Genomic DNA, 24,151 nt, shown 5'->3' with positions numbered 1-24,151 from the left:
GAGGACAATCCAAAGGAATGATTTAATTTGATAAATATCGAACATGTTTATCAGGAAATAACACATATAACAGCTGAGAAAAACATTATGCTGGATGAGCTGTTGAAAAACCATACGTACACCCGTCTTGGCGGAAAGGCGGATATTCTTGTCACACCGGAAACGTTTTCTGAAGTTCAGGAGTTGGTGAAGCTTGCAAGGCGGGAAAATATCCCGTTCACGCTTCTTGGCAATGGTTCCAATATGATTGTGAAGGATGGCGGAATTCGCGGCATTGTCATGAGTCAAAAGCAATTTCAGAATATCCGGGTCGAGTCCGGTACGATATTCGCCCAAAGCGGTGCAGCCATTATCGACGTTTCTCGCCGGGCATTAAAGGAGAGACTGACCGGATTGGAATTTGCCTGCGGAATTCCAGGAACAGTGGGAGGCGCCCTGTTTATGAATGCCGGGGCTTACGGCGGGGAAATCAAAGATGTGTTAGAAGAGGCGGTGGTCGTCGATCGGGAGGGGACATTATTGACTCTTCCTGCAGAAGACCTCGATCTTGAATACAGGACCAGCAATATCCCCGACAAAGGATACATCGTTTTAGAAGCGAAATTCAAACTCCAACCAGGAAAATATGAGGATATCAAAGTAATTATGGACGACTTGACGTATAAACGGGAGTCCAAGCAGCCGCTCGAATATCCATCATGCGGCAGTGTCTTTAAGCGCCCGCCGGGTTATTTTGCCGGCAAGTTAATCCAGGACAGCGAATTGCAAGGTAAAGGAATCGGGGGCGCGGAAGTCTCCACCAAGCATGCTGGTTTCATTGTCAACAAAAACAATGCGACAGCAACCGAATATATCTCCGTTATTGAGCTGGTACAAAAGACAGTCAAGGATAAGTTCGGTGTGTTCCTGGAAAGAGAAGTGAAAATCATCGGAGAAGATGCCGATGCGGAAACGGTTAAATCAGTGAAGCAAAATTGAAAAATGGCTGGTACAAAAGCAAAACCGAGCGATGATTCGTTTTAGACATTCGAACCCGCCCGGTATTTCTTTTTGAGAATGGAACGTTGGCCAGATGTAGGAGTTCGTTATTTGCCAATTATCTTTATTGGCTGCGTTGAAACGCTTGATGCGAATGCCCCGATAAAACTCGCAGTAAATACACCTTATCCATTTTAAGGTAATAGTAGAATTTACAAAAAATGTTTACAAAACAACCTTTTGATTTTACTAGAATTAGTAATCAAACTTCATAAGAAGTTCTTTTCATACTTCTTAACGTTTTGCTTTTGCCAATAGATTTAAGATATAACCTAACCTTATCCTATTTAATCCAGGTATAAATTAAATCGATCCTGAACGAGCAACTAAGAACTAGGCCCTTCCAGACTTCTCTTTGGAATAGTAATGGGTAAATCGAAGGTTTCTGCAGTCATTCCATCCGTTTTAGGCAGCTGCCGAAGTCTGGGGTGACAGATCCATACGATGGCCACAATCAACAAGCCCGCTCCGGCACAGCTGAAGATTAGGGAGGGGGAGAATGTAGAAGCAAGGTATCCGCCAGCCAGCGACCCGATCGGCATAGCTGATGCACTCATACTGCGCGAAACGGTATTGACACGACCTAATAAATGGATCGGGACAACGGATTGCATGACGGCAGCAAACAAAACATTGGTCGCACCAACTGGTACCCAAGCCAACCCGAAAAATACCGCTCCTAATAGAACAGGTGAGAGAAATGTACTGGCAACCCAGCAACAAGACCCGAAAAAAAACGTCAGAATCGAAAGCTTTCCCACAGGAAACCGGCCGAAAAAAGTACTGGTCAATGCTCCAAGCAGAGAACCGGTAGACATAGCTGCCAAATAAAATCCGTATATTTCCGCTCCCCCAAGCTCCGCCCCCAAACCGGGAAGGACGGCCAATCCTGCGCCGATTGCAAAGTTGCAGGCGACCGATCCAATTAAAAAACTCGCCAGCAATGAGCGGAAAACAATCGAAAATCCCTGCTTCAATTCCGATTTATAGTCCAGGAATGTCTGTTTAATTGATGCTTTTTCATTGTTCTTTTCTTCGCCAGGAAGAAACTTGCAAATGGTGAACAAGATGGCTGCCAATGCAAATGTCATGGAATCTGCAAGATAGAGAGTGACAGCTCCGACAATGGCAACGAGGATTCCGGAAACCGCATTGAATAGCAAATCAATCCCCTGATAGGCAAAGGCGAACAGGGAGTTTCCCTTTACAAGCTGTTGTTTGGAAAGAATAGAGACGAGCGCCTTTGTTTGGGAAGGGTAGGTAAACTGTTCAATAAAGGCAACCACTGGCATGATGGTCAGGATGAGATGAACGGTTAAAAAGCCGATCCAGTGAGCCAACGGAATGATTAAAATCAGGATGCATTGCAGCAGCTGGGTAAGTACGAGTACCTTTTTAATCGGCCATTTATCGACAAACGGTCCCGTAAAAAACTGTAGTGCTGCCGGAAGTAACGTTAAAAACCCCGCCAAACCAGAGTAGAATGCACTGCCGCCTAAATCGTAAACTAGCCACATGGCGGCTACATAATAAATGCTATCTCCGATATTGGTAACAATTCTGCCAATAAACAACAAGAGAAAATTTCGATTGGTCCATAGTAAGTTCATTTTCCGCCTCCCAGTATCAAAAAGATTACACGGTCAAAAAAAATTGACTGTCAGTGCAAAAAAAGAACCTATTCTGATTCCTTTTTTGATTGATTTTTCATTTCCCGTTTTTGAAATAACGATTCATCGATTTCGAATCCAAAGGCCGTAATGCTGAACAGTTTTTGTTCGGGATGGCCTTCCGTTTCAGCGCTTAGGGCCCTTAATTCTTCCATCAGATCAAAAAACTTTTTGATCCATTGCTTGAAATTCTCCTTGGTTGCTGAAATTTCCCATGTTGAGCCCAGATGTGACCATTCTGCCGGATTAGATATTGCGGTTTCTTGCTTAAAGGCATCCTCAGGAGCGGTAATCACCCTCATTTTTGTCCTTTCCAGCATGCGGGTGTACATTTGGCGGATTGATTCACTTAACTCTTCTTTATACGGAAGCAGTTCCTCCGAAGGTGTAAATCCTCTTGCGGTGGATTGGTAGAATTTTTGGACGATTCCATTCTTTTCTTCTGTTCTCACTATTTCCACCAATCCGTTTTTTGCCAACTCTCGCAGGTGATAATGAATTTTTGCCCTGGAGAGGTTGAATTGAGCGGCTAATTGCTGCCCGGTGTATGGCTGTTCGATCAGCCGCATCATTAGCTGACTCCGGAAAGGATCACTCAAAGATTTTAATTGTTCATAGGTTTCCAATATCATCAATTGCTTCACTAATTTCCCCCCTTTCAAAAAAAACCACTCGGTCAAATTTATTTAACTGCATCTTACCATGCTCCGTAAATACTTACAAGACAAAGAAAATCAGATGGTTTTTTTTGGATAAGCTCACTTGGATGCATTTTGTTAAAAAGAATGCTATGATATTTTTAACTAAATACAGAATTCCTTTGGGGCAGGGTGTAAATCCCGACCGGCGGTGATGGACAAGTTGATGTCCTCAGTCCGTGACCCGCTTGCGTAAGCAGCGGTGGATTTGGTGTAATTCCAAAGCCGACAGTTAAAGTCTGGATGGGAAAAGGAAGCGAAACATTACAGTAGTGACGTTTTATTCAGGATACGGAAAAAAGCTGTGGGCATCAGCATGCCTTCTGCATTCTTTGCCGTTTTCCCGAAAGGATCGTCTCAGCTTAACTTTACCGATTTTTAAGGCCCCGGCATCTACCGGGGCTTTTTTACGTTCACAATGAAAAATGGAAACTCTTTGCTCCGGGAATGAGAGGATGAAGGATTTGGCATCAAAAGAAACCTATATGGATACAGCGTTGGCATTAGCAGAAGTAACCATTGGACAAACAAGCCCTAACCCTTCTGTCGGTGCAGTGGTCGTAAAAGACGGCAGCGTGATCGGCATGGGCAGCCACTTGCAGGCAGGGAGTGCACACGCGGAAGTACATGCATTAAGACAAGCAGGAGAAGCCGCAGCAGGCGCGGTGATGTATGTCACTTTGGAACCGTGCTCCCATCATGGCAAAACTCCGCCATGTGCCGACTTAATTGTGGAGCATCAACTAGCAAAGGTTTATATTGCATGTTTGGACCCCAACCCTGAAGTGGCCGGAAGGGGAGCGGAAAAACTCCGCCAGGCAGGTATCGAAGTCGAAGTCGGGTTAAGACAAGAAAGAGCGATTGAATTGAATCGTCGGTTCTTCAAACAAATAAGGGAGAAGCTCCCTTTCGTTACCTTGAAAGCTGCAATGACCTTGGATGGAAAAGCGGCGGCCAGCACGGGTGATAGCCGTTGGATTACGTCGGAAGCGGCAAGGGAGGATGTCCATCGGCAGCGTGATCTTCATGACGCGGTTCTTGTTGGTATTGGAACAGTAATGGCAGACGACCCTCGCCTGACTGTAAGGCTCCCCGAAGGCGGAAAACAACCGATCCGCATCGTTTTGGACAGCGATTTGCGTATTCCTGCTGACAGCAAACTGCTGACTAGGCCCGAAGCGCCTACGTGGCTGATATGCGGCTCATCTGCAGACGTGGAGCAAGCAAAGCTGATAAAGCCGCATGTGAAAGTATTCAAGCTTGATACAAAGAAGGTGGAACTGGAGGCTGTATTAAATCTGCTGGCAGAACAGCGCGTTCAATCTGTCTATGTAGAAGGTGGAAGTTCAATTCATGGCGCTTTTGTAGAAACAGGCCTGTTTGATGAGTGTCATTGGTATATAGCACCGCTACTGCTCGGTGGCAGTGATGCCATAACTGTGGTAGGTGGTGGTGTTTCGCCTGAATATATCAGGCAAGCAAGACAGCTGGAGATTAAATCAGTCGAAAAAATCAGCGGTGACCTCAAAATCATTGCTGTTCCAAAAAAGGAGGCGGAGTGATTGTTTACTGGAATCGTTGAAGAAAAAGGAAACGTAACATCCATCAAACGCAAGCAGGAGTCGTTGACGATGAACATAGCGGCTGAAACGGTGACAAGCGATGTAAGAGTAGGCGACAGTATATCGGTGAATGGTGTTTGTCTGACCGTCACGTCTTTTCAAGAGACCGACTTTACGGTGGACATCATTCCCGAAACATTCCGTACCTCCTCGCTGTCCGGTGTCACTCCTGGAATGGACGTTAATTTGGAACGGGCCATGCGTGCTCAAGATCGATTCGGGGGTCACTTTGTGTCCGGTCATGTAGATGCTGTGGGTATCATCATCAAGAAATGGAAAGAGGCAAATGCCGTTTATATAACCATCGAAGTCCCGTCTGGGGGGATTCCATATCTTTCGGAAAAGGGCTCGGTCGCAGTTGATGGAACTTCCTTGACTGTATTTTCCGTCCATCCATCTGCTTTTACGATATCCCTTATTCCAGAGACACAGCGGGCAACTATCCTCGCTGACAAGCAGACCGGAGAAACGGTTAACATTGAATATGACGTGCTGGCAAAATACATCGATCGTCTTCTCTCGGCAAAATATCAGTCTGCTGCAGAAGGAACGGCCGGAAAAATAACCGCGGAAAAACTACAGCAATTTGGCTTTTTAGATTAGGAGGACTAGCTATGTTCCAAACGATAGACAAGGCATTACAAGACTTGCGGGCTGGAAAAATGGTGATCGTCGTTGACGACGAAGATAGGGAAAACGAAGGAGATTTGGTTATGCTTGCAGAGCATGCCACTCCTGAATCGATCAACTTCATGGCCAAGGAAGGAAGGGGACTCATATGTGCCCCGATGGATAAGGAGCTAGCCGATAAATTGCGTTTGCCCGCCATGGTGGAAGATAACAGCGATAATTACGGAACGGCGTTTACTATCAGCATCGACCATGAGGAAACCGACACAGGAATCAGTGCATATGACCGGGCGCTGACCATCCAAAAATTGATTGAGGAGAAGACAGAAGCTACTGCTTTTAAACGGCCTGGTCACGTGTTCCCTTTAGTAGCCAAACAGGCCGGTGTCCTGGAGCGTATGGGTCATACGGAGGCTGCAGTCGATCTGGCGAAACTTGCAGGTTCTAAGCCCGCAGGCGTGATCTGCGAAATTATGAACGGTGATGGTACAATGGCAAGGCTGCCGGAGTTGGAGAAAATGGCAGAGCGGTTTGACTTATCGTTGATCACCATCCAAGACTTAGTTGCCTACCGTAAAGTGAATGATGTTTTGATCAATAAAGAAATAACGATCAAGCTGCCGACAGCCTATGGGGAATTTAATCTTACTGCTTACACGGAAAAATTCACAGGCAAGGAGCACCTCGCCCTTTTTAAGGGAGATATAAGACCGGAGGATCCTGTCCTAGTGCGGATTCACTCCGAATGTTTGACCGGAGATGTTTTTGGTTCCCATCGCTGTGATTGCGGGCCCCAGCTCGAACAGGCCTTGCAACAGATCGAGGCAGCGGGAAAAGGCGTACTGATATACATGCGCCAAGAAGGCAGAGGGATTGGCTTGCTGAATAAACTGAAGGCGTATAAATTGCAGGAGCAGGGTTTTGACACTGTCGAAGCAAACCATCAGCTAGGTTTTCCTGCGGATCTGCGGGACTATGCTGTGAGTGCCCAAATGCTGAAGGATCTTGGCGTCCGGAAGTTGCAGCTTTTGACCAATAATCCTCGTAAAATTTCCGGTTTGAGCGATTATGGGTTGGAAGTGACGGAAAGAAAAGCAATTCAAATACCGGCCAACAAAAACAATGAAAGATACTTGCAAACAAAAAAAGCAAAGCTTGACCATTTATTTGATTTTCGTAGCAGCAATAGATTTTAAGGAGGATGACAAAAATGACAAATGTTTATGAAGGAAACTTGGTAGGTACAGATTTAAAGATCGGAATCGTAGTTGGAAGATTCAATGAGTTCATAACCAACAAATTACTAAGCGGTGCCCAGGATGCATTGAGGCGGCATGGAGTGTCGGAAGACGATGTATCAGTTGCCTGGGTTCCTGGCGCGTTCGAAATCCCGTTGGTTACGAAAAAGATGGCTGCTTCTAAAAAATATGATGCAGTGATTGCACTAGGTACAGTTATCAGAGGGTCTACTCCACATTTTGATTATGTAAGCAGTGAAGTTTCAAAAGGAGTAGCCAATGTATCTATGCAGGAGGATCTGCCGGTTATATTTGGAGTGTTGACGACAGATACGATTGAACAAGCGATTGAAAGGGCCGGAACAAAAGCCGGCAATAAAGGAGCAGAAGCTGCCGTTTCAGCCATTGAAATGGCCAACTTGTTAAAAAATATCTCTTGAAGCATTATAGATGAAGAAAACCGGGCAGCCCTAAATGGAGGGGTTGTGCGGTTTTTTTACGGCAGTATTGGAAAATTTCCAAAAACGTTGTGTTTACGTTAAGGAAACACAGATTTTATTCAATGAAAATTGGCTGTTATGGTAAGATAACCGTAATAGGAGGGATTCGGTGATTACGTATGAGATTTTTGACAGTAATTTAGGCAATGTAAAACCTATGGACGAACAGTTCATTTTGGATGAGATCGAAGAACTAATCGGACAATTTGGTTTGACCATCACCCAGAGAACCACTTTAAGTACAAAAAAGGGCTGTTACCATTGGCACACAAAAAAAGAAAGACAAAAGGGGGTACTCGAAGTCACCTATTGGCCAAAACAGGGAAGGCTGTGGCTGGAAATAGCGGATAACCGAAAGGCAGAATGGAACACAAAGCTAATAGCCGAGTTTGCCGATGAGCTTACCGAGAGATATGGTGGCCGGGTAGGGTAGCAGCAGTATTCCAAAAAACCGAAGGAATTGACAAATAGAAGGATTCCATATAGAATGGGAACTAGAAAAACTGAATGAGTTTCCGTGATTTATTTTATTCATGGAGATGATCTAGAAGGGGTCATAGCGTGAAAGAAAGAATTATCAAGCAGGTTGTCGAGGAAATCCAGCAAAGCGGGATGCGTTTCACGGTAGATGATATTACCAACCAACTAGGGATTAGTAAAAAAACCGTTTATGAGCATTTTTCCTCGAAGGAAGAGATAATCGAAACCATCGTAGATAATATTTTAGAAGAGACAGATCAGAAGACGAATCAATTGATGGCCGATGATTCTATTTCATTTATCGACAAAATCAAGCAATTGATGCAAGTGCTTCCGGAATATCACCAAATCTATGATCGCCCGATACTTGATGAAATGAAACGGTATTATCCCGATCAATGGGTGAAGATGGAAGATGCACTAGAAGAGGATTGGGATGATTTACAGCAATTGATCGAACAGGGTATCGAAACGGGTGAAATTGTTTCCAACTACTCGATTCCTGTCATCATGAAGGTACTGATTGAGGCAATCAATACGACGTTAGACCAGCACTTTTTCAATAAAAACAACATAACTGTAGCAGAAGCTTTGTCCCAAATTGTCGATATCCTTTTGTATGGATTGATACCAGAGAATAAAAGATAAGACACTTTTATTCTTTGGTTTTTGTATAGATAAACGATAAAAACGTTTATAGTTTATTGGTTTTTTAACCGGAAATACGGGAAAGGGAAAATCAGAAAATGGAAGCAGGGAGGTATTCAAGATGGCATATTTACTATTGGCAGGAGCAATTATAAGCGAGATTGTCGGGAGTTCCATGCTGAAGATGTCTGCAGGGTTCACAAAGCTGATTCCGGGCGTAATGGCGATCATGAGTTATGGTGCATCCTTTTATTTCCTGGCATTAGCATTGAAGGAACTGCCAATGGGGCTCACCTATGCGTTGTGGGCCGGCATCGGCACCGTGATGACCGTGATGATTGGTATTGTTTTTTGGAAGGAACAATTTTCAATTCAAACATTTGTTGGAGTGGCCGCTATTGTCATTGGTGTCGTTGTGCTGAATATGCCACAAGGAGCCTGACCTTTACCGTGTGGTCTGGACAACTTGACAAGGAGCCGGTTAATTCATATAGTATTTATACATTTGAATTTACGAAAAGCAATGACAAGGATTAGTACTGGAAGTAGCAGTGCCGCAGAGAGGAAATGGTTGGTGAAAATTTCCGTACAGCTATTCAGGAACCTGCCTTGGAGCTCAGTATCGATAAGATACAAGCGGAGATATCCGTTATCAAAAGAGTGCGCAGGTAACTGTGAACAAGGGTGGTACCACCAGACCTCGGTCCCTTTTTTAGGGATCGGGGTTTTTTGCTTATCGTAATATTAACGGAAAATAGGAAAAGAAAAGGTGGTTGAAAATGGCCAAAAAGAACAAGCAATTCGTAGAAAAGGTCACCGCAATGGAAGACGATTTTGCTCAATGGTACACGGACGTCGTAAAACAGGCTGATTTGGTCGACTATGGTCCTGTAAGAGGGTCGATGATCATTCGGCCAGAAGGATACGCGATTTGGGAGAACATCCGGGACATTCTCGATGCAAAGATCAAAGAAACCGGCCATGAAAACATGTATTTTCCACTGTTCATCCCGGAAAGTATGCTGCAGAAAGAAAAAGATCATATCGAGGGATTTGCCCCGGAGGTTGCCTGGGTGACCCATGGCGGGGATGAAGCGTTACAGGAGCGACTGGTTGTCCGTCCGACTTCCGAGGTGCTTTTTGCCGAGCATTATGCAAAGATCATTCACTCCTATCGTGACCTTCCAAAGCTCTACAATCAGTGGAGCAACGTTGTGCGCTGGGAAAAAACGACCAGACCATTCCTACGCTCCCTTGAGTTCCTGTGGCAGGAAGGCCACACATGCCATGCAACTGAAGAGGATGCAGCGAAGGAAACACGGCAAATGCTCGATGTGTATGCGAGTGTATTCGAGGATTACATGGCGATACCGGTTCTCAAAGGAAAGAAAACAGAAAAAGAAAAGTTTGCCGGTGCCTCCTATACCTTGACGATCGAGAGCTTGATGCATGATGGAAAAGCACTGCAGGCAGGAACGTCACACCATTTGGGGACCGGGTTTGCCGAAGCATTCGATATTCGCTTTAGCAATGAAGCCGGTGAATTACAGCCCGTTCATCAAACGTCCTGGGGGTTCACAACAAGATCGATCGGAGCCATGATTATGGTTCACGGGGATAACTGCGGCCTGGTAGTCCCTCCGAAAATCGCTGCCAAGCAAGTAATGATTGTACCGGTCGCCCAGCATAAAGAAGGGGTGCTCGACAAGGCGTATCAATTGAAAGAACAGCTTGGCAGCATCGCCCGGGTCGATATCGATGCAAGTGACAAAATGCCTGGTTGGAAATTCAATGAATATGAGATGAAAGGTGTTCCGATCCGATTGGAGATCGGGCCGAAGGATATAGAAAAAGGGCAAGCTGTATTGGTCCGCAGAGATACCGGCGAGAAATTGTTCACACCGATCGATGAACTGGAAACGGCCATTCCGGAGTTGTTGGAGGATATCCAGCGAAGCTTGTTTGAAAAAGCCATGAAGCATCGCGAAGAAAAAACCAGTGTTGCGACAACCATGGAGGAATTTAAAAATAGTTTGGAGCAAAATCCCGGCTTTATCAAAGCAATGTGGTGCGGAGATCAACAATGCGAGGATCAAATAAAAGAAGAAACCACCGCAACCTCCCGCTGCATTCCCTTTGAACAGGAAAAAGTCGCCGATACTTGTGTCTGCTGCCAAAAACAAGCAAAAGAACTAGTTTACTGGGCCAAGGCATATTAATATAAAGCGACTTACGGAGACAAAGGAAATCACATTTGCTGCTGGTGTCTGTGGCCAGTGAACGAAGAAGTCACAGAAAACAGGTTTGTCCTCCTGCCCATGAAGGGAACAGTATTGAAATACTTCTAACACAGTGGAGGGTGGTAGTATGGACAAGTCAGAACGCGAGCGCGGCAGCTTGCTCCCTGATCAAAAGGATGAAATCAAATTCAAGGAGTCCAAAGAAAAACAGGACAAACGTGATACGTTTGCTGAACCACAGGAGGATTTCCCGATTGATCAAGTAGAAAAAGATGAAAAAGCGGACAGAAAGAAAACGACTTCTTATAAAGATATTGAAACCGATGAAGAAAAGGAAAAAGACCAATAATTCAAAAGCTGCGGCTTCTCCCTTCGGGGGAGGCCGCAGCTTTTTATGAGGAAAGAAGCTGTTGGATGTCCGCTTCCATGCTTTCTGGTTTGGTCGATGGAGCATATCGTTTAACGACATGTCCGTTCTTATCGACTAAAAACTTGGTGAAATTCCACTTGATCTGTCCGGAAAGGACGCCGGGGGCTTGCTCGCTTAAATAAGCAAAAAGCGGATGGGCGTTTTTTCCTTTGACGTCGATTTTGCTGAACAATGGAAAGGTTACCCCATAATTTGTTTGGCAGAAGGTCTGGATTGTTTCTTCTGAACCAGGCTCCTGATTCATAAACTGATTGCTAGGAAAGCCCAGCACCACTAACCCTTCATCGTGAAATTTATCATACAACTGCTGCAAGCCTTGATACTGAGGTGTAAATCCACATTTGCTGGCCGTATTGACGATCAACATCGCTTTTCCTTTATACTTCTGAAGCGGAACCTCTTCGCCTGAAATCGAAGTGGCAGAAAAATCGTATATGTTCATGCAAAACGCCTCCTTTATTGCAGGATAGCATAAACAAGCAACAGATTATACAAAGGATGCTCAGTACCTTTATAAACGACGAGGCACCACCACATTCAGTATGTAATCAGAATTTCGCATAAAAAAAAGACGACCAAACGGCCGTCTTTTACATAGGAGGAACCTCCTCTAGTGCTCGATCAGCACCAAAAAAAGGGAGCAGGCTTATTGATGGGCTACCCCATCTTCCCGTTCGATTCTTTCCAATCTTGCTTGGATTTCTTCCTCAGATAAATTGTGCTCTTCCACATACATGTTGCGTGGCGAGACACGGCATTCATGCGTACATCCGCGCATGTACTTATGCTCATTCTCTTCTGAGCAAAGGAACTGGCGGTTACATTCAGGGTTTGCACAGTTTACATAACGTTCACAAGGCTTCCCATCAAAGAAGTCTTTTCCTACTACTACATGTTCTTTGCGATTGACCGGTACAGAGATACGTTCATCAAATACGTAAAGCTGTCCATCCCATAACTCGCCTTGTACTTCCGGATCTTTTCCGTAGGTGACGATTCCACCATGTAATTGGCCGACATCTTCAAATCCTTCCTTTACCAGCCATCCCGAAAATTTCTCACAACGGATACCGCCAGTACAGTAGGTAAGGACCTTTTTACCTTCCAATTTGTCTTTGTTTTCTTCGACCCATTCAGGAAGTTCCCGGAATGTTTCAATGTCGGGACGAATGGCGCCGCGGAAGTGGCCAAGATCATACTCATAATCATTCCGTGCATCCAAAACAACCGTATTTTCATCCCGCATAGCTTCATAAAATTCTTGGGGACTTAGATATTGGCCGGTTGTTTCATTCGGATCAATGTCATCCTCCAGGCGGAGTGTAACAAGCTCGGGCCGTGGACGTACATGCATCTTTTTGAATGCGTGGCCGTCAGCCTCATCCACTTTGAACACCATGTCGGCAAAACGTGGATCAGCGTGCATGTCGTCCATATATTTATTGGTTTGTTCCACTGTTCCAGAGACGGTGCCGTTGATACCTTCTTCGGCAACCAGAATGCGACCCTTCAAGCCAAGTTCTTTACAATACTTAAGATGCTCGGCTGCATAAGTCTCCGGATCCTCGATCGGAACATAATTATAATACAACAACACTTGATACTTTTCTTTATTTTCCATTTTATTACCACCTATCAATTCATATTTGCAAGATATAAATGTAGGGTGGGATCAATATAACATTGTCTCTTGCAAGCATATATTTTAACAGAGTTGAAAGAAAAAAATCAACTTGTATTTAAAGGTAATCATCATGATTATCCGGTTTAGATGATGGCCAAAGTGGAAATGAAAATAAAGGAAAGAAAATGGGAGTTGAATATTTCGTTCCCATTTCTTTCACAATAAAGGGATGTAAGGGAATAGCCTTAATCCGTTACCCGTATTTTTTGTAAGAAGGAGGTTTTTTCATGACAGGGAAAGTCAAATGGTTTAACGCCGATAAAGGGTTTGGGTTTATTGAAAGAGAAGATGGCGACGATGTATTTGTTCACTTCTCAGCTATCCAGACTGAAGGTTTTAAAACGCTTGAAGAAGGACAGGATGTCGAATTCGATATTGTCGAAGGGGATCGTGGTCCGCAGGCGTCTAATGTGCAACCACTATAATTGCCCATTACAAAAAAGCGCATCTGCTTGATGCGCTTTTTTTGTTGAATGAAAAACGATAAAATAGTAACTGACTACATTCGATAGGTCAGTATGAGCGCTAAAACACGGAGGAGGAAGCACAGTGGATGACAAAACGTTTGACTGGCATCAAGAGGCTGGGAAACAGTGGGACGAAAGGGCATCATTTTGGAATCAAAACAGCAAAAGTATGTGGGATACCGGCAGCAGAAAAGAGATTATCCCGTTTCTGAATCACTATTTGTATCCGGGTGCTACCGTGTTGGACGTCGGCTGCGGAGATGGTTATGGTTCGTACAAGCTGAGCCAGGCAGGCTATAAAGTGACAGGTATGGATTTATCAGAAGAAATGATCGCGAAGGCAAAGCGCTTGGCCGGAGAAGTCATAACCTTCCGAAGGGAAGATATCATTCATCTCTCGTTTGCGGAAGAAAGCTTTGATGCCATCATGGGAATCAACGTTTTGGAATGGACAGAGGATCCACTGAAGGCGCTGCAGGAGCTGGACAGGGTTTTGAAGTCGGAAGGAAGCGCATGTATCGGGCTATTGGGACCGACAGCAGGGCCGCGGAACAACAGTTTTCCAAGGCTATACGGTGAAAAGGTGATCTGTAACACGATGATGCCCTGGGAGTTAAAAAGGCTGGTTGAAGAGGAGATCGGCTGGAAGACGATCGGTGGAAAAGCTGTCTACAAAAAGGATGTTACGGAAAAAGAGATAGCCGCTTTACCGGAAGAATTGAAACAGGCAGTGAGCTTTATGTGGCTGTTTTTGTTTCAAAAGGAATGAGGTGACGGGTATGGATAAAAAAGAGATGGAAGAAAAAATTATCGAACAGTATCGTCAGGACGAAAACATGATGATTCTTGTTTTTGCCCAATGGTGTGTAAATAATGGCCTTAAGCCGGAAGAACTCTATCATGAAGCCTATCCTGATCAGGGGAGTAATAAAGAGCTGGAAAAAACGCTGGAATTGACCGTGTCGAAGGAGGAATCTGAACCTATTCCGGATACTACCGTACTGAATGTGTTGCAGTTGTTCGAGAATGATGACCTGGCTTTCATCGTCAATCGGGAAGTAGAAAATCGGAACAAGCAGGAAAAAGATTAAAAACTGTCCACCGCACAAGCGGCGGACGTTTTTTTCTCTAGATAGGGTGGAGTCCTACCCCCTCGAGTTCTTAGGTCCACCTTGTGGCAAAAACACCACCCTGAAATTGGTTTTATGCTGATAGGTGGTGACCAAGGTGTTTGTGCATTTCATATAAATTAAGCTCTGAACATTTTAAATAAGGCATGGGTTCCATAATCTTCTCCACCAGATTCAGCCAGTCTTTGATACAGCGACAAGGAAAGCTCCAGTCCTGGAGTGAGAAGTTCCATTTCCTGGGCAGATTCCAGAGCAATCTTCATGTCTTTAATAAAGTGTTTGACATAAAATCCTGGATCATAGTCGCCAGCAATCATCCTGGGGGCCAAATTACTAAGCGACCAGCTACCTGCAGCTCCGGTAGAGATGCTGCTTAACACACGATCGGGATCAAGACCTGCCTTTTCTGCATACGTTATTGCTTCACAGACCCCGATCATATTCGAAGCAATCGCAATCTGGTTACTCATCTTTGTGTGCTGTCCGGAGCCGGCAGGCCCTTGATGGACAATATTGCTGCCCATTACATCGAATATCGGTCTTAGCTCGTGAAAAGCAGTTTCAGACCCGCCGGCCATTATGGCAAGCGTTCCGTTTTTTGCCCCGATGTCGCCACCCGAGACTGGTGCATCCATTGCTTCGATTCCTTTCTTTGACGCTTCTTTACTGATTCTTTCGGCAAGCTTGGGTTTGGAAGTGGTCATATCGATGACGAAGCTTCCGGACCTTGCGTGAGCCAGGATACCGTTGTCACCGAAGTATACTTCTTCTACATCAGAGGGGTAACCGACGATAGTAATGATCACATCTGATTCTGCTGCAAGATCAGCTGCGCTTTCCTTCCAGACAGCTCCAGCCTCCAAGAGTTCATCTGCCTTTGTTTTGGTTCTTGTATATACATTCAAGGGGAATCCGGCTTCCATCAGGTTGGCAGCCATGCTTTTTCCCATAACACCACTGCCGATAAAGCCTATGACTGTATCTTTTGCCAGGGACATCATTCATCCTTCCTTTCTGTCTCTCTATGCTTAAACATAGTTCGATAAAAAAGCAAAAATTCCTTTCTGTAAAATCGCGATAGTTCGACAAAAAATTTTTTAATCCGGCATTTGCCGCGCGGCGTCAGGCTTTACTCCCAGTGAAAGAAAAATCAGGGGATTATTTGGATTGCAAGAAAAAAATGATTGTGATAAAGTCATAATTAACACAATATATTGTTTAATTGTTTGAAGTGAATACTATATATTGATTCTATGCAAGGAAAGGTGACACCTTTGTCTTAAAAGGGAATCCGGTGAAAAACCGGAACTGTCCCCGCAACTGTAAGTGTGGACGAACGAGAAGTTCCACTAAACCGCTTTGCTTCACGGCACCGGTTTGGGAAGGTCTCTAGTAGGCAGAAGCACGAGTCAGGAGACCTGCCTTTTCTTGTAGCGTTTCATTTCTTCGGGGACTGGGGAGTGAAAACGATAGGGGAAAAGTGGTCGTTTGTGCCATGTTTGCTGTCTGTCGTTTTCAATCCGTCCATGTCTCATGGGCGGATTTTTTGTTGCACTTAAAAGTGCCTTGTCAGATGAATGGGATACATAACATCGTTAGATAAAAACACATCATCTGGATAGCCATTATTCCGTTTCAGGTGCCCAGTCCTTAAACCTGTGTTCACTTGGACAAAAGGAGGAGTAAAATAATGATCGAAACAGAAGTTAAACGAAATGATTGGAAGAGCGAAATGCCGAAGGTTTTGACCGGTCGTTTTCCGGATTTGGATATTCAAGCATTATTTGAGCACGGTGAAAAAGTATTGGAGCAAAAACCATGGCTCCAAGATGATGAGTGGATTCACCAGTTAATCTTGGAGGCTCTGGCCAACCTGGACGAAAATGCACCAGATTGGACCTATGCAGCAGCGGCTTTATACTTACAACAGCTCTATCAAGAAGCAGCCGAGAACAGGGGCTATGATCCAGGCAGGAAATATGGTCCGTTTGGGCACGTCATCCGTCATCTTACGGAAATCGGCATCTATGACCGCTTCTTACTTGATACTTATAGTGAGCAGGAAATACAGGAACTGGAACAGGCGATCGATCCAGACAAAGACAACATGTTCACATACATCGGTCTCCGGACATTGGCAGACCGTTACATTGCCAAGGATTACCAAGGCAAGGTTTATGAACTGCCACAGGAACGATTTATGATCATTTGTATGACGTTGATGAAAAATGAGCCAGCAGAAAAAAGAATTGAGTTGATTAAAGAGGCATATTGGGCGTTGAGTAACCTGTACATGACTGTGGCTACTCCGACGCTTTCCAATGCAGGAAAAAGCTATGGTCAGTTATCCAGCTGCTTTATCGATACAGTAGACGACAGTTTGCAGGGGATTTTCGACAGCAATACCGATATCGCCAATCTGTCTAAGAACGGCGGAGGAATCGGCGTTTATTTGGGAAAAATCCGCAGCCGCGGCAGTGCGATCAAAGGATTTAGCGGTGCATCATCCGGTGTGTTGCCATGGATGAAACAGTTGAACAACACAGCAGTTAGTGTCGATCAACTTGGCCAGCGCAAAGGCGCTATCTGTGTTTATCTGGATATTTGGCATAAAGATATATCTTCTTTTCTGGATGCGAAATTGAACAATGGGGATGAGCGGCTCCGGACACACGATTTGTTTACAGGAGTATCTCTTCCGGATCTTTTCATGGAGCAGGTAGAAGCTAGAGAGAACTGGTACTTGTTCGATCCTCATGAGGTCCGGACGGTAATGGGGTATTCGCTTGAAGATTATTTTGACGAATCGAAGGGCAATGGAAGCTTCCGGGAAAAGTATTGGGAATGTGTTCAAAACCCCAATCTTAGTAAACAAGAAATCCCTGCTATTGATCTGATGAAACGGATTCTGAAAAGCCAGCTCGAAACTGGCGGCCCTTTCATGTTTTATCGGGATGAAGTCAATCGGCATAATCCGAACAGCCACCTCGGCATGATTTACTCAAGCAATCTTTGCACGGAAATCACGCAAAATCAAAGCCCGACTGTGGTAGAAGAACAGCAGACCGTAGATGGAAAAATCGTCGTGAATAAACAACCTGGTGACTTTGTTGTCTGTAACTTGTCCTCTATCCATTTGGGCAGGGCAGTGACAGAAGGCGTTTTGGAACGATTGGTTCCTATCCAGATGAGAATGCTGGATAACGTAATCGATTTGTACACGATTCCGGTTTTACAAGCACAGCTTACCAATCAAAAATACCGTGCAGTCGGTCTTGGTACGTTTGGATGGCACCATCTTCTGGCATTGAAAGGAATCCGCTGGGAAAGCGAAGAAGCGGTGGCCTATGCGGACAAGCTGTACGAAAAAATCGCTTTTCTGACAATCCAGTCCAGCATGGAACTGGCTAAAGAGAAAGGTGCTTGTGCCGCATTTCAAGGTTCAGACTGGCAAACCGGCAAATACTTCGAGAATAAGGGTTATACTGCTGAAACGGATTCGGACTATGATTGGTCCGATTTGCAGTGGCATGTTCAGGAACACGGAATTCGCAACAGCTATTTAATGGCAGTTGCGCCGAATTCCTCGACATCTTTGATTGCAGGTAGTACTGCCAGTATAGATCCGATTTTCCAAAAGTTTTACGCCGAGGAGAAAAAGGATTACAAGATTCCGGTGACTGCTCCTGATTTGAACACGGATACCACCTGGTATTACAAATCGGCTTATTTTATTGATCAGCACTGGAGTATCAAACAGAATGCAGCCAGACAGAAGCATATCGACCAGAGTGTTTCCTTCAACATATATGTACCTAACACCATCCAGGCCAAAGAATTGCTGAGCCTTCACCTGGATGCATGGGAATCAGGGCTTAAAACCACCTATTATTTGCGGTCGACCTCATCAGAATTGATCGACTGTGAATCATGTTCCAGCTAAGGAGAGGAGATCGACGATGGTTGTATCACTGAATAAACGGAATATAATGGACAAGACTGCACCGAACAATTCTACCAGTATTATCAACGGAAAAAGCTCCAATATACTCAATTGGGATGATGTCCGCTTCGCCTGGGCATATCCCAAATATAAAAAGATGCTTTCGAACTTTTGGACACCTTTTGAAATCAACATGTCGCAGGATATGCGTCAGTTTCCGGGGTTATCTGACGAGGAAAGGGACGCCTTTTTGAAAATCATCGGGTTATTGGCTTTGCTCGATAGCATCCAAACCGATTATGCTGGGAAGGTTGCCGATTACTTAACCGATTCGAGTCTGAATGCGCTCATGATCATTCTTGCCCAGCAGGAAGTCATTCACAATCACTCTTATTCCTATGTCTTATCCAGTCTTGTATCCAAACAGGAGCAGGATGAGGTATTCGAATTTTGGCGGACGGAACCCATTTTGGAAAAGCGTAATGATTTCATTACAGATGGTTATCGGGCATTTGCCGAAGAACCGACGGTAGATAACTTGCTGAAATCTGTTGTCTACGATGTAATATTAGAGGGGCTGTTCTTTTATTCAGGTTTTGCCTTTTTCTATCACTTGGCAAGGAATCAAAAGATGGTCGCCACCTCTACGATGATCAATTACATCAACCGTGATGAACAGCTGCATGTCGATTTGTTTGTACGGATTTTCAAAGAAGTGTTAACGGAGCATCCGGAATATAATACAAAAGAACTGGAATCATTTGTACAGGACACATTTAAGCAAGCGGTACACTTGGAGACAGAATGGGCCCGCCACATAATCGGCAACAAAATCGATGGTATTCTGTTGGATGATGTGGAGAATTATATTAAATTCTATGCCAATACACGCTGTAAACAGCTTGGCTATGAAAAACCGTATCCGGAAATTACCAAAAATCCGCTGCGCTGGATTAAAGCATATGAAGAAGTGGATTTGGGCAAGTCGGATTTCTTTGAACAGAAATCCCGCCAGTACACCAAAGTAAATTACACCGACAACGGTTTTGACGATTTGTAATAGGAGGAAAATCCCTTGCTGAACATCAGTGAGGGATTTTTTTTCGATCCTCGTGCTTTACAAAGTTCTCTGCATTGAGGAAAGTAATAACTGTACACATATACTTTGCTATCTTGCAACATGTTAAACAAGGAGGTTTTTTGATGGACTGGATTTGCAAGTCATTTGATGAGTTGGATACAAAAGAACTATATACCATCATTCAAACAAGAATCGATGTTTTTGTCGTTGAACAGCAATGTCCCTACCATGAGCTCGACGGGCATGATTATCGTGCTGTTCATTTATTCTGCAAGGATGGAAAAAAGATAGTGGCATACGCACGCTTGCTTCCGAAAGGAACAGTGTATGAACAAGCTTCCATCGGAAGGGTGCTGGTACATAAGCAATACCGCGGGCAAGGTTTAGCCAGAGAGCTCTTACAAAAAGCAATTTTCCAAATAACTGAACAGTGGCAGGAAACAACAATAAAAATCCAAGGACAGGAATACCTACGGCACTTTTATGCCTCCTTTGGCTTCAAAGAGATATCCGATGTCTATCTCGATGACGATATCCCTCATGTCGATATGCTGTTCACCACTTTACCAAAGTAAAACGGTAGCGCAGTGGGGGACAGTCCCCACTGAATTTCCAAAATCTTAACTGGTTGGCGGATTGTTTTCGGATATACTAAGAATGTTCTGCATGGTCTTTCATAGCAGGAGGCGATAATGTGCTAACGCAACAACAGCTGCAAAAGTGTGAAAAGATGTTAACAGAACGCAAGCGTCACCTGGCCGATCATCTTGAAGATCATTATGGAACGCAGTATGAATTGATCAAGGAATCAATGGGAGAGTTATCGAATTATGATAACCATCCCGGCGACCATGGATCAGAGCTTTATGAACGGGAAAAGGATATAGCCTTGAATGATCATGCAGAACAGGAAATGAAAGATATCAACCATGCCTTGAACGTGATACAAAGTGGGCAGTATGGTGTTTGTGAAGTGTGCAGCAATGACATTCCGTTTGAACGACTGGAAGCGATGCCGACCACCACAAGGTGCCTGAAACACGCCGAGGATGACATTTCCAACGACCGGCCGGCAGAAGAAGATGTTTTCCATCCAAGTGTCAATGAGATGGAGACAGAAGTGGAGGAAGAAGAATCCACCATTTTTGATGCGGAGGATTCCTGGCAGCGCGTTGCTAAATATGGATCCTCCGAAAGTCCGTCAGACTTTTATGACACAGAAAAGGATTATGAGGATATGTTTTTCAATTCCGATGAATTAGTAAGTGCTGCGGAAGAAATTGAAAACTTCTTGACGGCCGATATCGATGGGAAATTCAGCGGTGTGAACCCCGCACACGAAAAATACGAAGATTACCTCGACGAGAACGAAGTAAACTCCATCCTTTATGATTAGACGAAAAAGTAGTCTGATCTAAACCAGTCTGCAAGCCTTCTTTTACCTTACGCAGGCAAAAGAAGTCCCGCTAATTGCCAGTGCCAAAATCAAAGAATAGGTGGGACAAAAGCATAATAGCCAAAACAAAAACCGAACGATGATTCGAAATCCTAAAATATTCGAACTCGTTCGGTTTTTGCAAGTGGATTTATGTTATATCCTAACTTTTCCCTGTAATAAATCCTTATTTTTTTCGCGGTATGAGAAAAGCGTTGTCCGCTTTTTGAAAACCTGCTTTTGGATAGTATTCCATTGCGGAAGGCGCGGAAAGCAAAATCAATGCTGTTTCTTCACCGATTTCCGTTTGGACATAGGAAATCAATTGACTTCCAATTCCTTGTTGCTGGTATTGTTTGTCGACTGCTAAATCCGACAAGTAACAGCAGTAGCAATAGTCAGTCAATGCTCTGGCTATGCCAATCAGCTTACCGTTATCCCGTGCTGTAACCAGTAAGTCTGCTGATTCAATCATTTTTTTCATCCGTTCCAGATCCTCATAAGGCCGCTTTATGCCGGATGAGGCAAACACTTCTGCCAGTTCCTCACACTTAACCTTCTCGCCGATTGTATACTTTACCGTCACGGTAACTCCCCCTTGTGTTTTATCCTGTTCAGGTTAACTGTTTCGATAGGCGAATCATATCCCTGCAGGTTATGCCATTTTCCTCAATGGGTTCATCGTAATTGTCCGTAAAAAAGTCCTTGATAATCGTTTGCATGTGAAAACCACACTTTTGATATAAAGCAAGCTGCCCGATGCTTGAATTACCCGTGCCGATCTCGATATGCTCGAACCCTAGGTTTTTGGCTTCGCCAATGGCGTGCTCGATCAGTTTACGACCGATTCCCTCGTTTTGGCGATCTGGCTGAACCGCGATATTGGCAATCTCAGCTATACCCGATGATTTTTTAATCAATACATAGACACCGATCAGGTTGCCCCGCTGATAGGCCCCGTAACAGTATCCGTCACCCAGATAATTCTCCACAATCTGTTGGTTGGGATCCGCCAATAACAATAAGTTCATTGGAACCATTTTTTTGTCAGTGATTTGATGTATTTCCATAGTCTTTCCCCCTGTTTTTCAGATGGATAATAGCTGCCTGCATATTTTTCTCTGTTAAAGCCCGATGGCGTTCTTTTTAGCAGGGGTAAACAAGGCGCCCCGCGTTTTTTCCATTGTATCAAATTATCCGTGTTTGATGCCGAGGAGCGAAGGGAAATTTAAAATAAGGATTTGGTTGCGGAGGGATGTTACTGTGAGCACTTTGTTTTTATTGTTGCTGTTTATTCTCAGTCTGGTTTACCTGGCCGTCAAACATAGAAAAACGATTCGTCGTTTACACCCGCTTGTGACCGGGGTGATTTCTATCTTGTTTGTGATGGCAGCCGCCGTTGCATTCGTTTGTTTTTACTATGGAGGCCAGTGGCTGGCGGGAAATGTTGATAATATTTTTGCGCTGGTGATTTTGCAGTTTGTCCTGCTGTTTGTACTCATTGGTGTGTGTCTGGGCATCTTAACGATGATTCTTGATCGAATGGAAAATCCGGAAAATAGTAAGCGGCATCTGCGTTAGAAGCAGATGCCGCTTTTGTCATAAAAAGAGGAGGATCATTATTAATTGCCAGTCTGCATTTTTTGCAGACTGGACTATCTATATAAAACCCCGGCGTTCGGGGGAGTTGTCCGCCGAGGTTTGTTTGCTGCTTAGCTTGTTTGCTCGTCCTGTTCACTCAGGGTCAGCGAGGTGTTCTGCTTTTCACCATCTCGGTAATAGGTGACTTCCACTTGGTCGCCGACTTCCGTTTCATCATAAAGGTATTTTTTTAAGTCAAGCATCGACCCGATCGTTTGATCATTGATTTGGGTGATGACATCATACTTTTTCAATCCCGCTTGTTCTGCCGGAGAGCCGGATTGCACCTGCGCAACAACGATTCCTTCTTCTACATCTTCAGGCAGTTGCAATGTTTCCTGTTTATGTTGCTCAGGAACAGTGGCCAGGTCCATGGCACTTATTCCGACAAACGGACGGGAGACGGAACCTTCTGTTTCAAGCTTTTCGATAATTGGCTTTGCTGTATCGATTGGAATGGCAAACCCGATTCCTTCTACAGCACTTTCGGCAATTTTCATTGAGTTGATACCAATCAACTCCCCATTTCCATCGACTAGTGCGCCACCGCTGTTACCTGGATTTATCGCAGCGTCGGTTTGGATGACTTCTGTGGTCCAATCTGCTACCCCATCTTTATTGGAATCTATTTCTACCGAACGTTCCAGTCCGCTGATGATTCCTTTGGTGACCGATCCGGCAAATTCCATGCCAAGCGGGTTACCGATGGCAATTGCTGTTTCACCGACATTCAAGTCATTGGAAGAACCTAGTGTTGCGACAGTATCGACCTTGCTGCCGTCAATCTCCAACACGGCCAGGTCGCTCAATTCATCAGCACCGAGAATTTTGGCGCTGACCGTCGTACCATCTTGTAAATAAACTTCTACTTCGCTCGCGCCTTCTATGACGTGATTATTCGTAACGACATAGGCTTTGCCATTTTCTTTTTTATAGATGACACCGGAGCCTGTTCCGGCTTCTTGTGTATCATCTGGTTGCTCCCAGAAATTTGCTGTTGTTTTCTGTAAGTTGGATACGCCGACAACAGCCGATGCAGATTTTTCAAGTGCGCTCTCTACTTCCGGGTCGTCCGACGTGTTTGCCGTCAGAGTGATGTTATCACTGTCGGCGGACTCGGAGCCTGTTTGCGTGTCCGCGCTTTGAGATTCAGAATTCAGGGATTGTAATGGTAGAATATTGGTATAGATTAATAACAGACCAATGATGGCGACAATCAATCCACCAGTAATACCACTGATAAAATAACCCTTTTTATTTGAACTGGAAACGTTGCCCGTTTTTTTTGGTTGAGAAGCCGGCTGTGTGTTTGCATCTTGTTCATTTTCCATATATACCTGCTTTTCATTCTCTTGGCCGTGTTCGTGATCATGCTCGTGTTGATGTTCATTTTCATGCATGTAAACTCACACCTTTCTTTGTGCTATTTATTAGGGAAATATGTTTGCTATCGCGTCTACATTTCTTATTGTAATCAGCGGGTTCGGCAGTCCTTTGGTAAAATTGTGTAAAAAGTGTGGAATTCTTAAAAGGGAATCGACAATCGGTGGAGATATGCGACAATATAACAAGTAGG

Annotated in this window: 26 protein-coding genes, 2 riboswitches and 1 other annotated feature; of the genes, 18 read left to right on the top strand and 8 right to left on the bottom strand. The window is 44.4% G+C overall.

Features of this window, described 5'->3' with window-relative positions:
- Positions 1-36: 36 nt before the first annotated feature.
- Positions 37-978 carry a UDP-N-acetylmuramate dehydrogenase gene (gene murB, locus BLR82_RS17055; protein WP_425440912.1) on the top strand — a complete coding sequence of 314 codons (942 nt, stop codon included), beginning with the start codon at positions 37-39 and terminating at the stop codon, positions 976-978.
- 386 nt (positions 979-1,364) lie between these two features.
- Here murB and BLR82_RS17050 read toward each other — a convergent pair whose 3' ends face one another.
- Both BLR82_RS17050 and BLR82_RS17045 read right to left on the bottom strand, forming a co-directional pair.
- The gene (locus BLR82_RS17050) at positions 1,365-2,648 is read right to left on the bottom strand and encodes an MFS transporter (RefSeq protein ID WP_074600659.1); all 1,284 of its coding nucleotides are present in this window, start codon (positions 2,646-2,648) and stop codon (positions 1,365-1,367) included.
- A 68-nt stretch (positions 2,649-2,716) separates the two neighbouring features.
- Entirely contained in the window at positions 2,717-3,352 is a 636-nt protein-coding gene (locus BLR82_RS17045; protein WP_074600658.1) for an ArsR/SmtB family transcription factor, read from the bottom strand.
- A 168-nt stretch (positions 3,353-3,520) separates the two neighbouring features.
- Positions 3,521-3,665, top strand: a riboswitch (FMN riboswitch).
- 196 nt (positions 3,666-3,861) lie between these two features.
- Here BLR82_RS17045 and ribD point away from each other — a divergent pair.
- From ribD to BLR82_RS17000, 9 genes are all read left to right on the top strand, one after another.
- Positions 3,862-4,968, top strand: a complete 1,107-nt coding sequence (gene ribD / locus BLR82_RS17040) for a bifunctional diaminohydroxyphosphoribosylaminopyrimidine deaminase/5-amino-6-(5-phosphoribosylamino)uracil reductase RibD (protein WP_342721723.1) — start codon at positions 3,862-3,864, stop codon at positions 4,966-4,968.
- Positions 4,969-5,631 carry a riboflavin synthase gene (locus BLR82_RS17035; protein WP_074600657.1) on the top strand — a complete coding sequence of 221 codons (663 nt, stop codon included), beginning with the start codon at positions 4,969-4,971 and terminating at the stop codon, positions 5,629-5,631.
- 11 nt (positions 5,632-5,642) lie between these two features.
- On the top strand, positions 5,643-6,854 hold the full coding sequence (locus tag BLR82_RS17030) for a bifunctional 3,4-dihydroxy-2-butanone-4-phosphate synthase/GTP cyclohydrolase II (RefSeq protein WP_074600656.1): 1,212 nt from the start codon (positions 5,643-5,645) through the stop codon (positions 6,852-6,854).
- A 14-nt stretch (positions 6,855-6,868) separates the two neighbouring features.
- Positions 6,869-7,336: a 6,7-dimethyl-8-ribityllumazine synthase gene (gene ribH, locus BLR82_RS17025; RefSeq protein WP_074600655.1), complete on the top strand. Its 468-nt coding sequence runs from the start codon at positions 6,869-6,871 to the stop codon at positions 7,334-7,336.
- 169 nt (positions 7,337-7,505) lie between these two features.
- A complete protein-coding gene (locus tag BLR82_RS17020; RefSeq protein WP_074600654.1) occupies positions 7,506-7,829 on the top strand; it encodes a hypothetical protein in 324 nt (107 codons plus the stop codon).
- Positions 7,830-7,957: 128 nt separating this feature from the next.
- Complete coding sequence (locus BLR82_RS17015) at positions 7,958-8,524, top strand: TetR/AcrR family transcriptional regulator (RefSeq protein WP_074600653.1); 567 nt, start codon at positions 7,958-7,960, stop codon at positions 8,522-8,524.
- Positions 8,525-8,645: 121 nt separating this feature from the next.
- Positions 8,646-8,966 (top strand): DMT family transporter, encoded by a 321-nt coding sequence (locus tag BLR82_RS17010; protein WP_074600652.1) that lies wholly within the window; start codon positions 8,646-8,648, stop codon positions 8,964-8,966.
- A 72-nt stretch (positions 8,967-9,038) separates the two neighbouring features.
- Positions 9,039-9,236: a binding site (T-box leader), on the top strand.
- Between the two features lie 67 nt (positions 9,237-9,303).
- Positions 9,304-10,743, top strand: a complete 1,440-nt coding sequence (gene proS, locus BLR82_RS17005) for a proline--tRNA ligase (RefSeq protein WP_074600651.1) — start codon at positions 9,304-9,306, stop codon at positions 10,741-10,743.
- A gap of 148 nt (positions 10,744-10,891) precedes the next feature.
- On the top strand, positions 10,892-11,113 hold the full coding sequence (locus tag BLR82_RS17000; RefSeq protein WP_074600650.1) for a hypothetical protein: 222 nt from the start codon (positions 10,892-10,894) through the stop codon (positions 11,111-11,113).
- Positions 11,114-11,156: 43 nt separating this feature from the next.
- Here BLR82_RS17000 and BLR82_RS16995 read toward each other — a convergent pair whose 3' ends face one another.
- Complete coding sequence (locus tag BLR82_RS16995) at positions 11,157-11,636, bottom strand: glutathione peroxidase (protein ID WP_074600649.1); 480 nt, start codon at positions 11,634-11,636, stop codon at positions 11,157-11,159.
- Positions 11,637-11,840: 204 nt separating this feature from the next.
- Positions 11,841-12,815: an oxygen-dependent tRNA uridine(34) hydroxylase TrhO gene (gene trhO / locus BLR82_RS16990; RefSeq protein WP_074600648.1), complete on the bottom strand. Its 975-nt coding sequence runs from the start codon at positions 12,813-12,815 to the stop codon at positions 11,841-11,843.
- A gap of 290 nt (positions 12,816-13,105) precedes the next feature.
- Between trhO and BLR82_RS16985 the strand changes: the two genes are divergently transcribed.
- The 3 genes from BLR82_RS16985 to BLR82_RS16975 all read left to right on the top strand — a co-directional run bounded on the left by BLR82_RS16985 (position 13,106) and on the right by BLR82_RS16975 (position 14,436).
- Positions 13,106-13,303: a cold shock domain-containing protein gene (locus tag BLR82_RS16985; RefSeq protein ID WP_074600647.1), complete on the top strand. Its 198-nt coding sequence runs from the start codon at positions 13,106-13,108 to the stop codon at positions 13,301-13,303.
- A gap of 124 nt (positions 13,304-13,427) precedes the next feature.
- The gene (locus BLR82_RS16980) at positions 13,428-14,114 is read left to right on the top strand and encodes a class I SAM-dependent methyltransferase (RefSeq protein ID WP_074600646.1); all 687 of its coding nucleotides are present in this window, start codon (positions 13,428-13,430) and stop codon (positions 14,112-14,114) included.
- Positions 14,115-14,124: 10 nt separating this feature from the next.
- A complete protein-coding gene (locus BLR82_RS16975) occupies positions 14,125-14,436 on the top strand; it encodes a hypothetical protein (RefSeq protein WP_074600645.1) in 312 nt (103 codons plus the stop codon).
- Positions 14,437-14,594: 158 nt separating this feature from the next.
- Here the strand turns inward: BLR82_RS16975 and BLR82_RS16970 are convergent, their stop codons facing one another.
- Complete coding sequence (locus tag BLR82_RS16970; RefSeq protein WP_175486843.1) at positions 14,595-15,473, bottom strand: NAD(P)-dependent oxidoreductase; 879 nt, start codon at positions 15,471-15,473, stop codon at positions 14,595-14,597.
- 248 nt (positions 15,474-15,721) lie between these two features.
- A riboswitch (cobalamin riboswitch) is annotated at positions 15,722-15,915 on the top strand.
- Between the two features lie 250 nt (positions 15,916-16,165).
- Here BLR82_RS16970 and BLR82_RS16965 point away from each other — a divergent pair.
- From BLR82_RS16965 to BLR82_RS16950, 4 genes are all read left to right on the top strand, one after another.
- Positions 16,166-18,418 carry a ribonucleoside-diphosphate reductase subunit alpha gene (locus BLR82_RS16965; protein WP_074600643.1) on the top strand — a complete coding sequence of 751 codons (2,253 nt, stop codon included), beginning with the start codon at positions 16,166-16,168 and terminating at the stop codon, positions 18,416-18,418.
- A 16-nt stretch (positions 18,419-18,434) separates the two neighbouring features.
- The gene (locus BLR82_RS16960) at positions 18,435-19,478 is read left to right on the top strand and encodes a ribonucleotide-diphosphate reductase subunit beta (RefSeq protein WP_074600642.1); all 1,044 of its coding nucleotides are present in this window, start codon (positions 18,435-18,437) and stop codon (positions 19,476-19,478) included.
- Between the two features lie 143 nt (positions 19,479-19,621).
- Entirely contained in the window at positions 19,622-20,074 is a 453-nt protein-coding gene (locus BLR82_RS16955) for a GNAT family N-acetyltransferase (protein WP_074600641.1), read from the top strand.
- Between the two features lie 119 nt (positions 20,075-20,193).
- Positions 20,194-20,895 carry a TraR/DksA C4-type zinc finger protein gene (locus tag BLR82_RS16950; RefSeq protein ID WP_074600640.1) on the top strand — a complete coding sequence of 234 codons (702 nt, stop codon included), beginning with the start codon at positions 20,194-20,196 and terminating at the stop codon, positions 20,893-20,895.
- Positions 20,896-21,121: 226 nt separating this feature from the next.
- Here the strand turns inward: BLR82_RS16950 and BLR82_RS16945 are convergent, their stop codons facing one another.
- Together BLR82_RS16945 and BLR82_RS16940 are read right to left on the bottom strand one after the other, a co-directional pair.
- Entirely contained in the window at positions 21,122-21,520 is a 399-nt protein-coding gene (locus BLR82_RS16945; RefSeq protein WP_074600639.1) for a GNAT family N-acetyltransferase, read from the bottom strand.
- 28 nt (positions 21,521-21,548) lie between these two features.
- Positions 21,549-22,004: a GNAT family N-acetyltransferase gene (locus tag BLR82_RS16940; RefSeq protein WP_074600638.1), complete on the bottom strand. Its 456-nt coding sequence runs from the start codon at positions 22,002-22,004 to the stop codon at positions 21,549-21,551.
- Positions 22,005-22,197: 193 nt separating this feature from the next.
- Here BLR82_RS16940 and BLR82_RS16935 point away from each other — a divergent pair, with 193 nt between their 5' ends.
- Entirely contained in the window at positions 22,198-22,515 is a 318-nt protein-coding gene (locus BLR82_RS16935; protein ID WP_074600637.1) for a hypothetical protein, read from the top strand.
- A gap of 131 nt (positions 22,516-22,646) precedes the next feature.
- Here the strand turns inward: BLR82_RS16935 and BLR82_RS16930 are convergent, their stop codons facing one another.
- Positions 22,647-23,975 (bottom strand): S1C family serine protease, encoded by a 1,329-nt coding sequence (locus BLR82_RS16930; RefSeq protein ID WP_074600636.1) that lies wholly within the window; start codon positions 23,973-23,975, stop codon positions 22,647-22,649.
- Between the last annotated feature and the right edge of the window lie 176 nt (positions 23,976-24,151).

The organism is Sediminibacillus halophilus, assembly GCF_900103695.1.
In the GTDB taxonomy this organism is placed as follows: domain Bacteria; phylum Bacillota; class Bacilli; order Bacillales; family Amphibacillaceae; genus Sediminibacillus; species Sediminibacillus halophilus.
The sequence above is the reverse complement of the archived record's forward strand: the minus strand, read 5'-3'. Positions and strand labels throughout refer to the sequence as shown.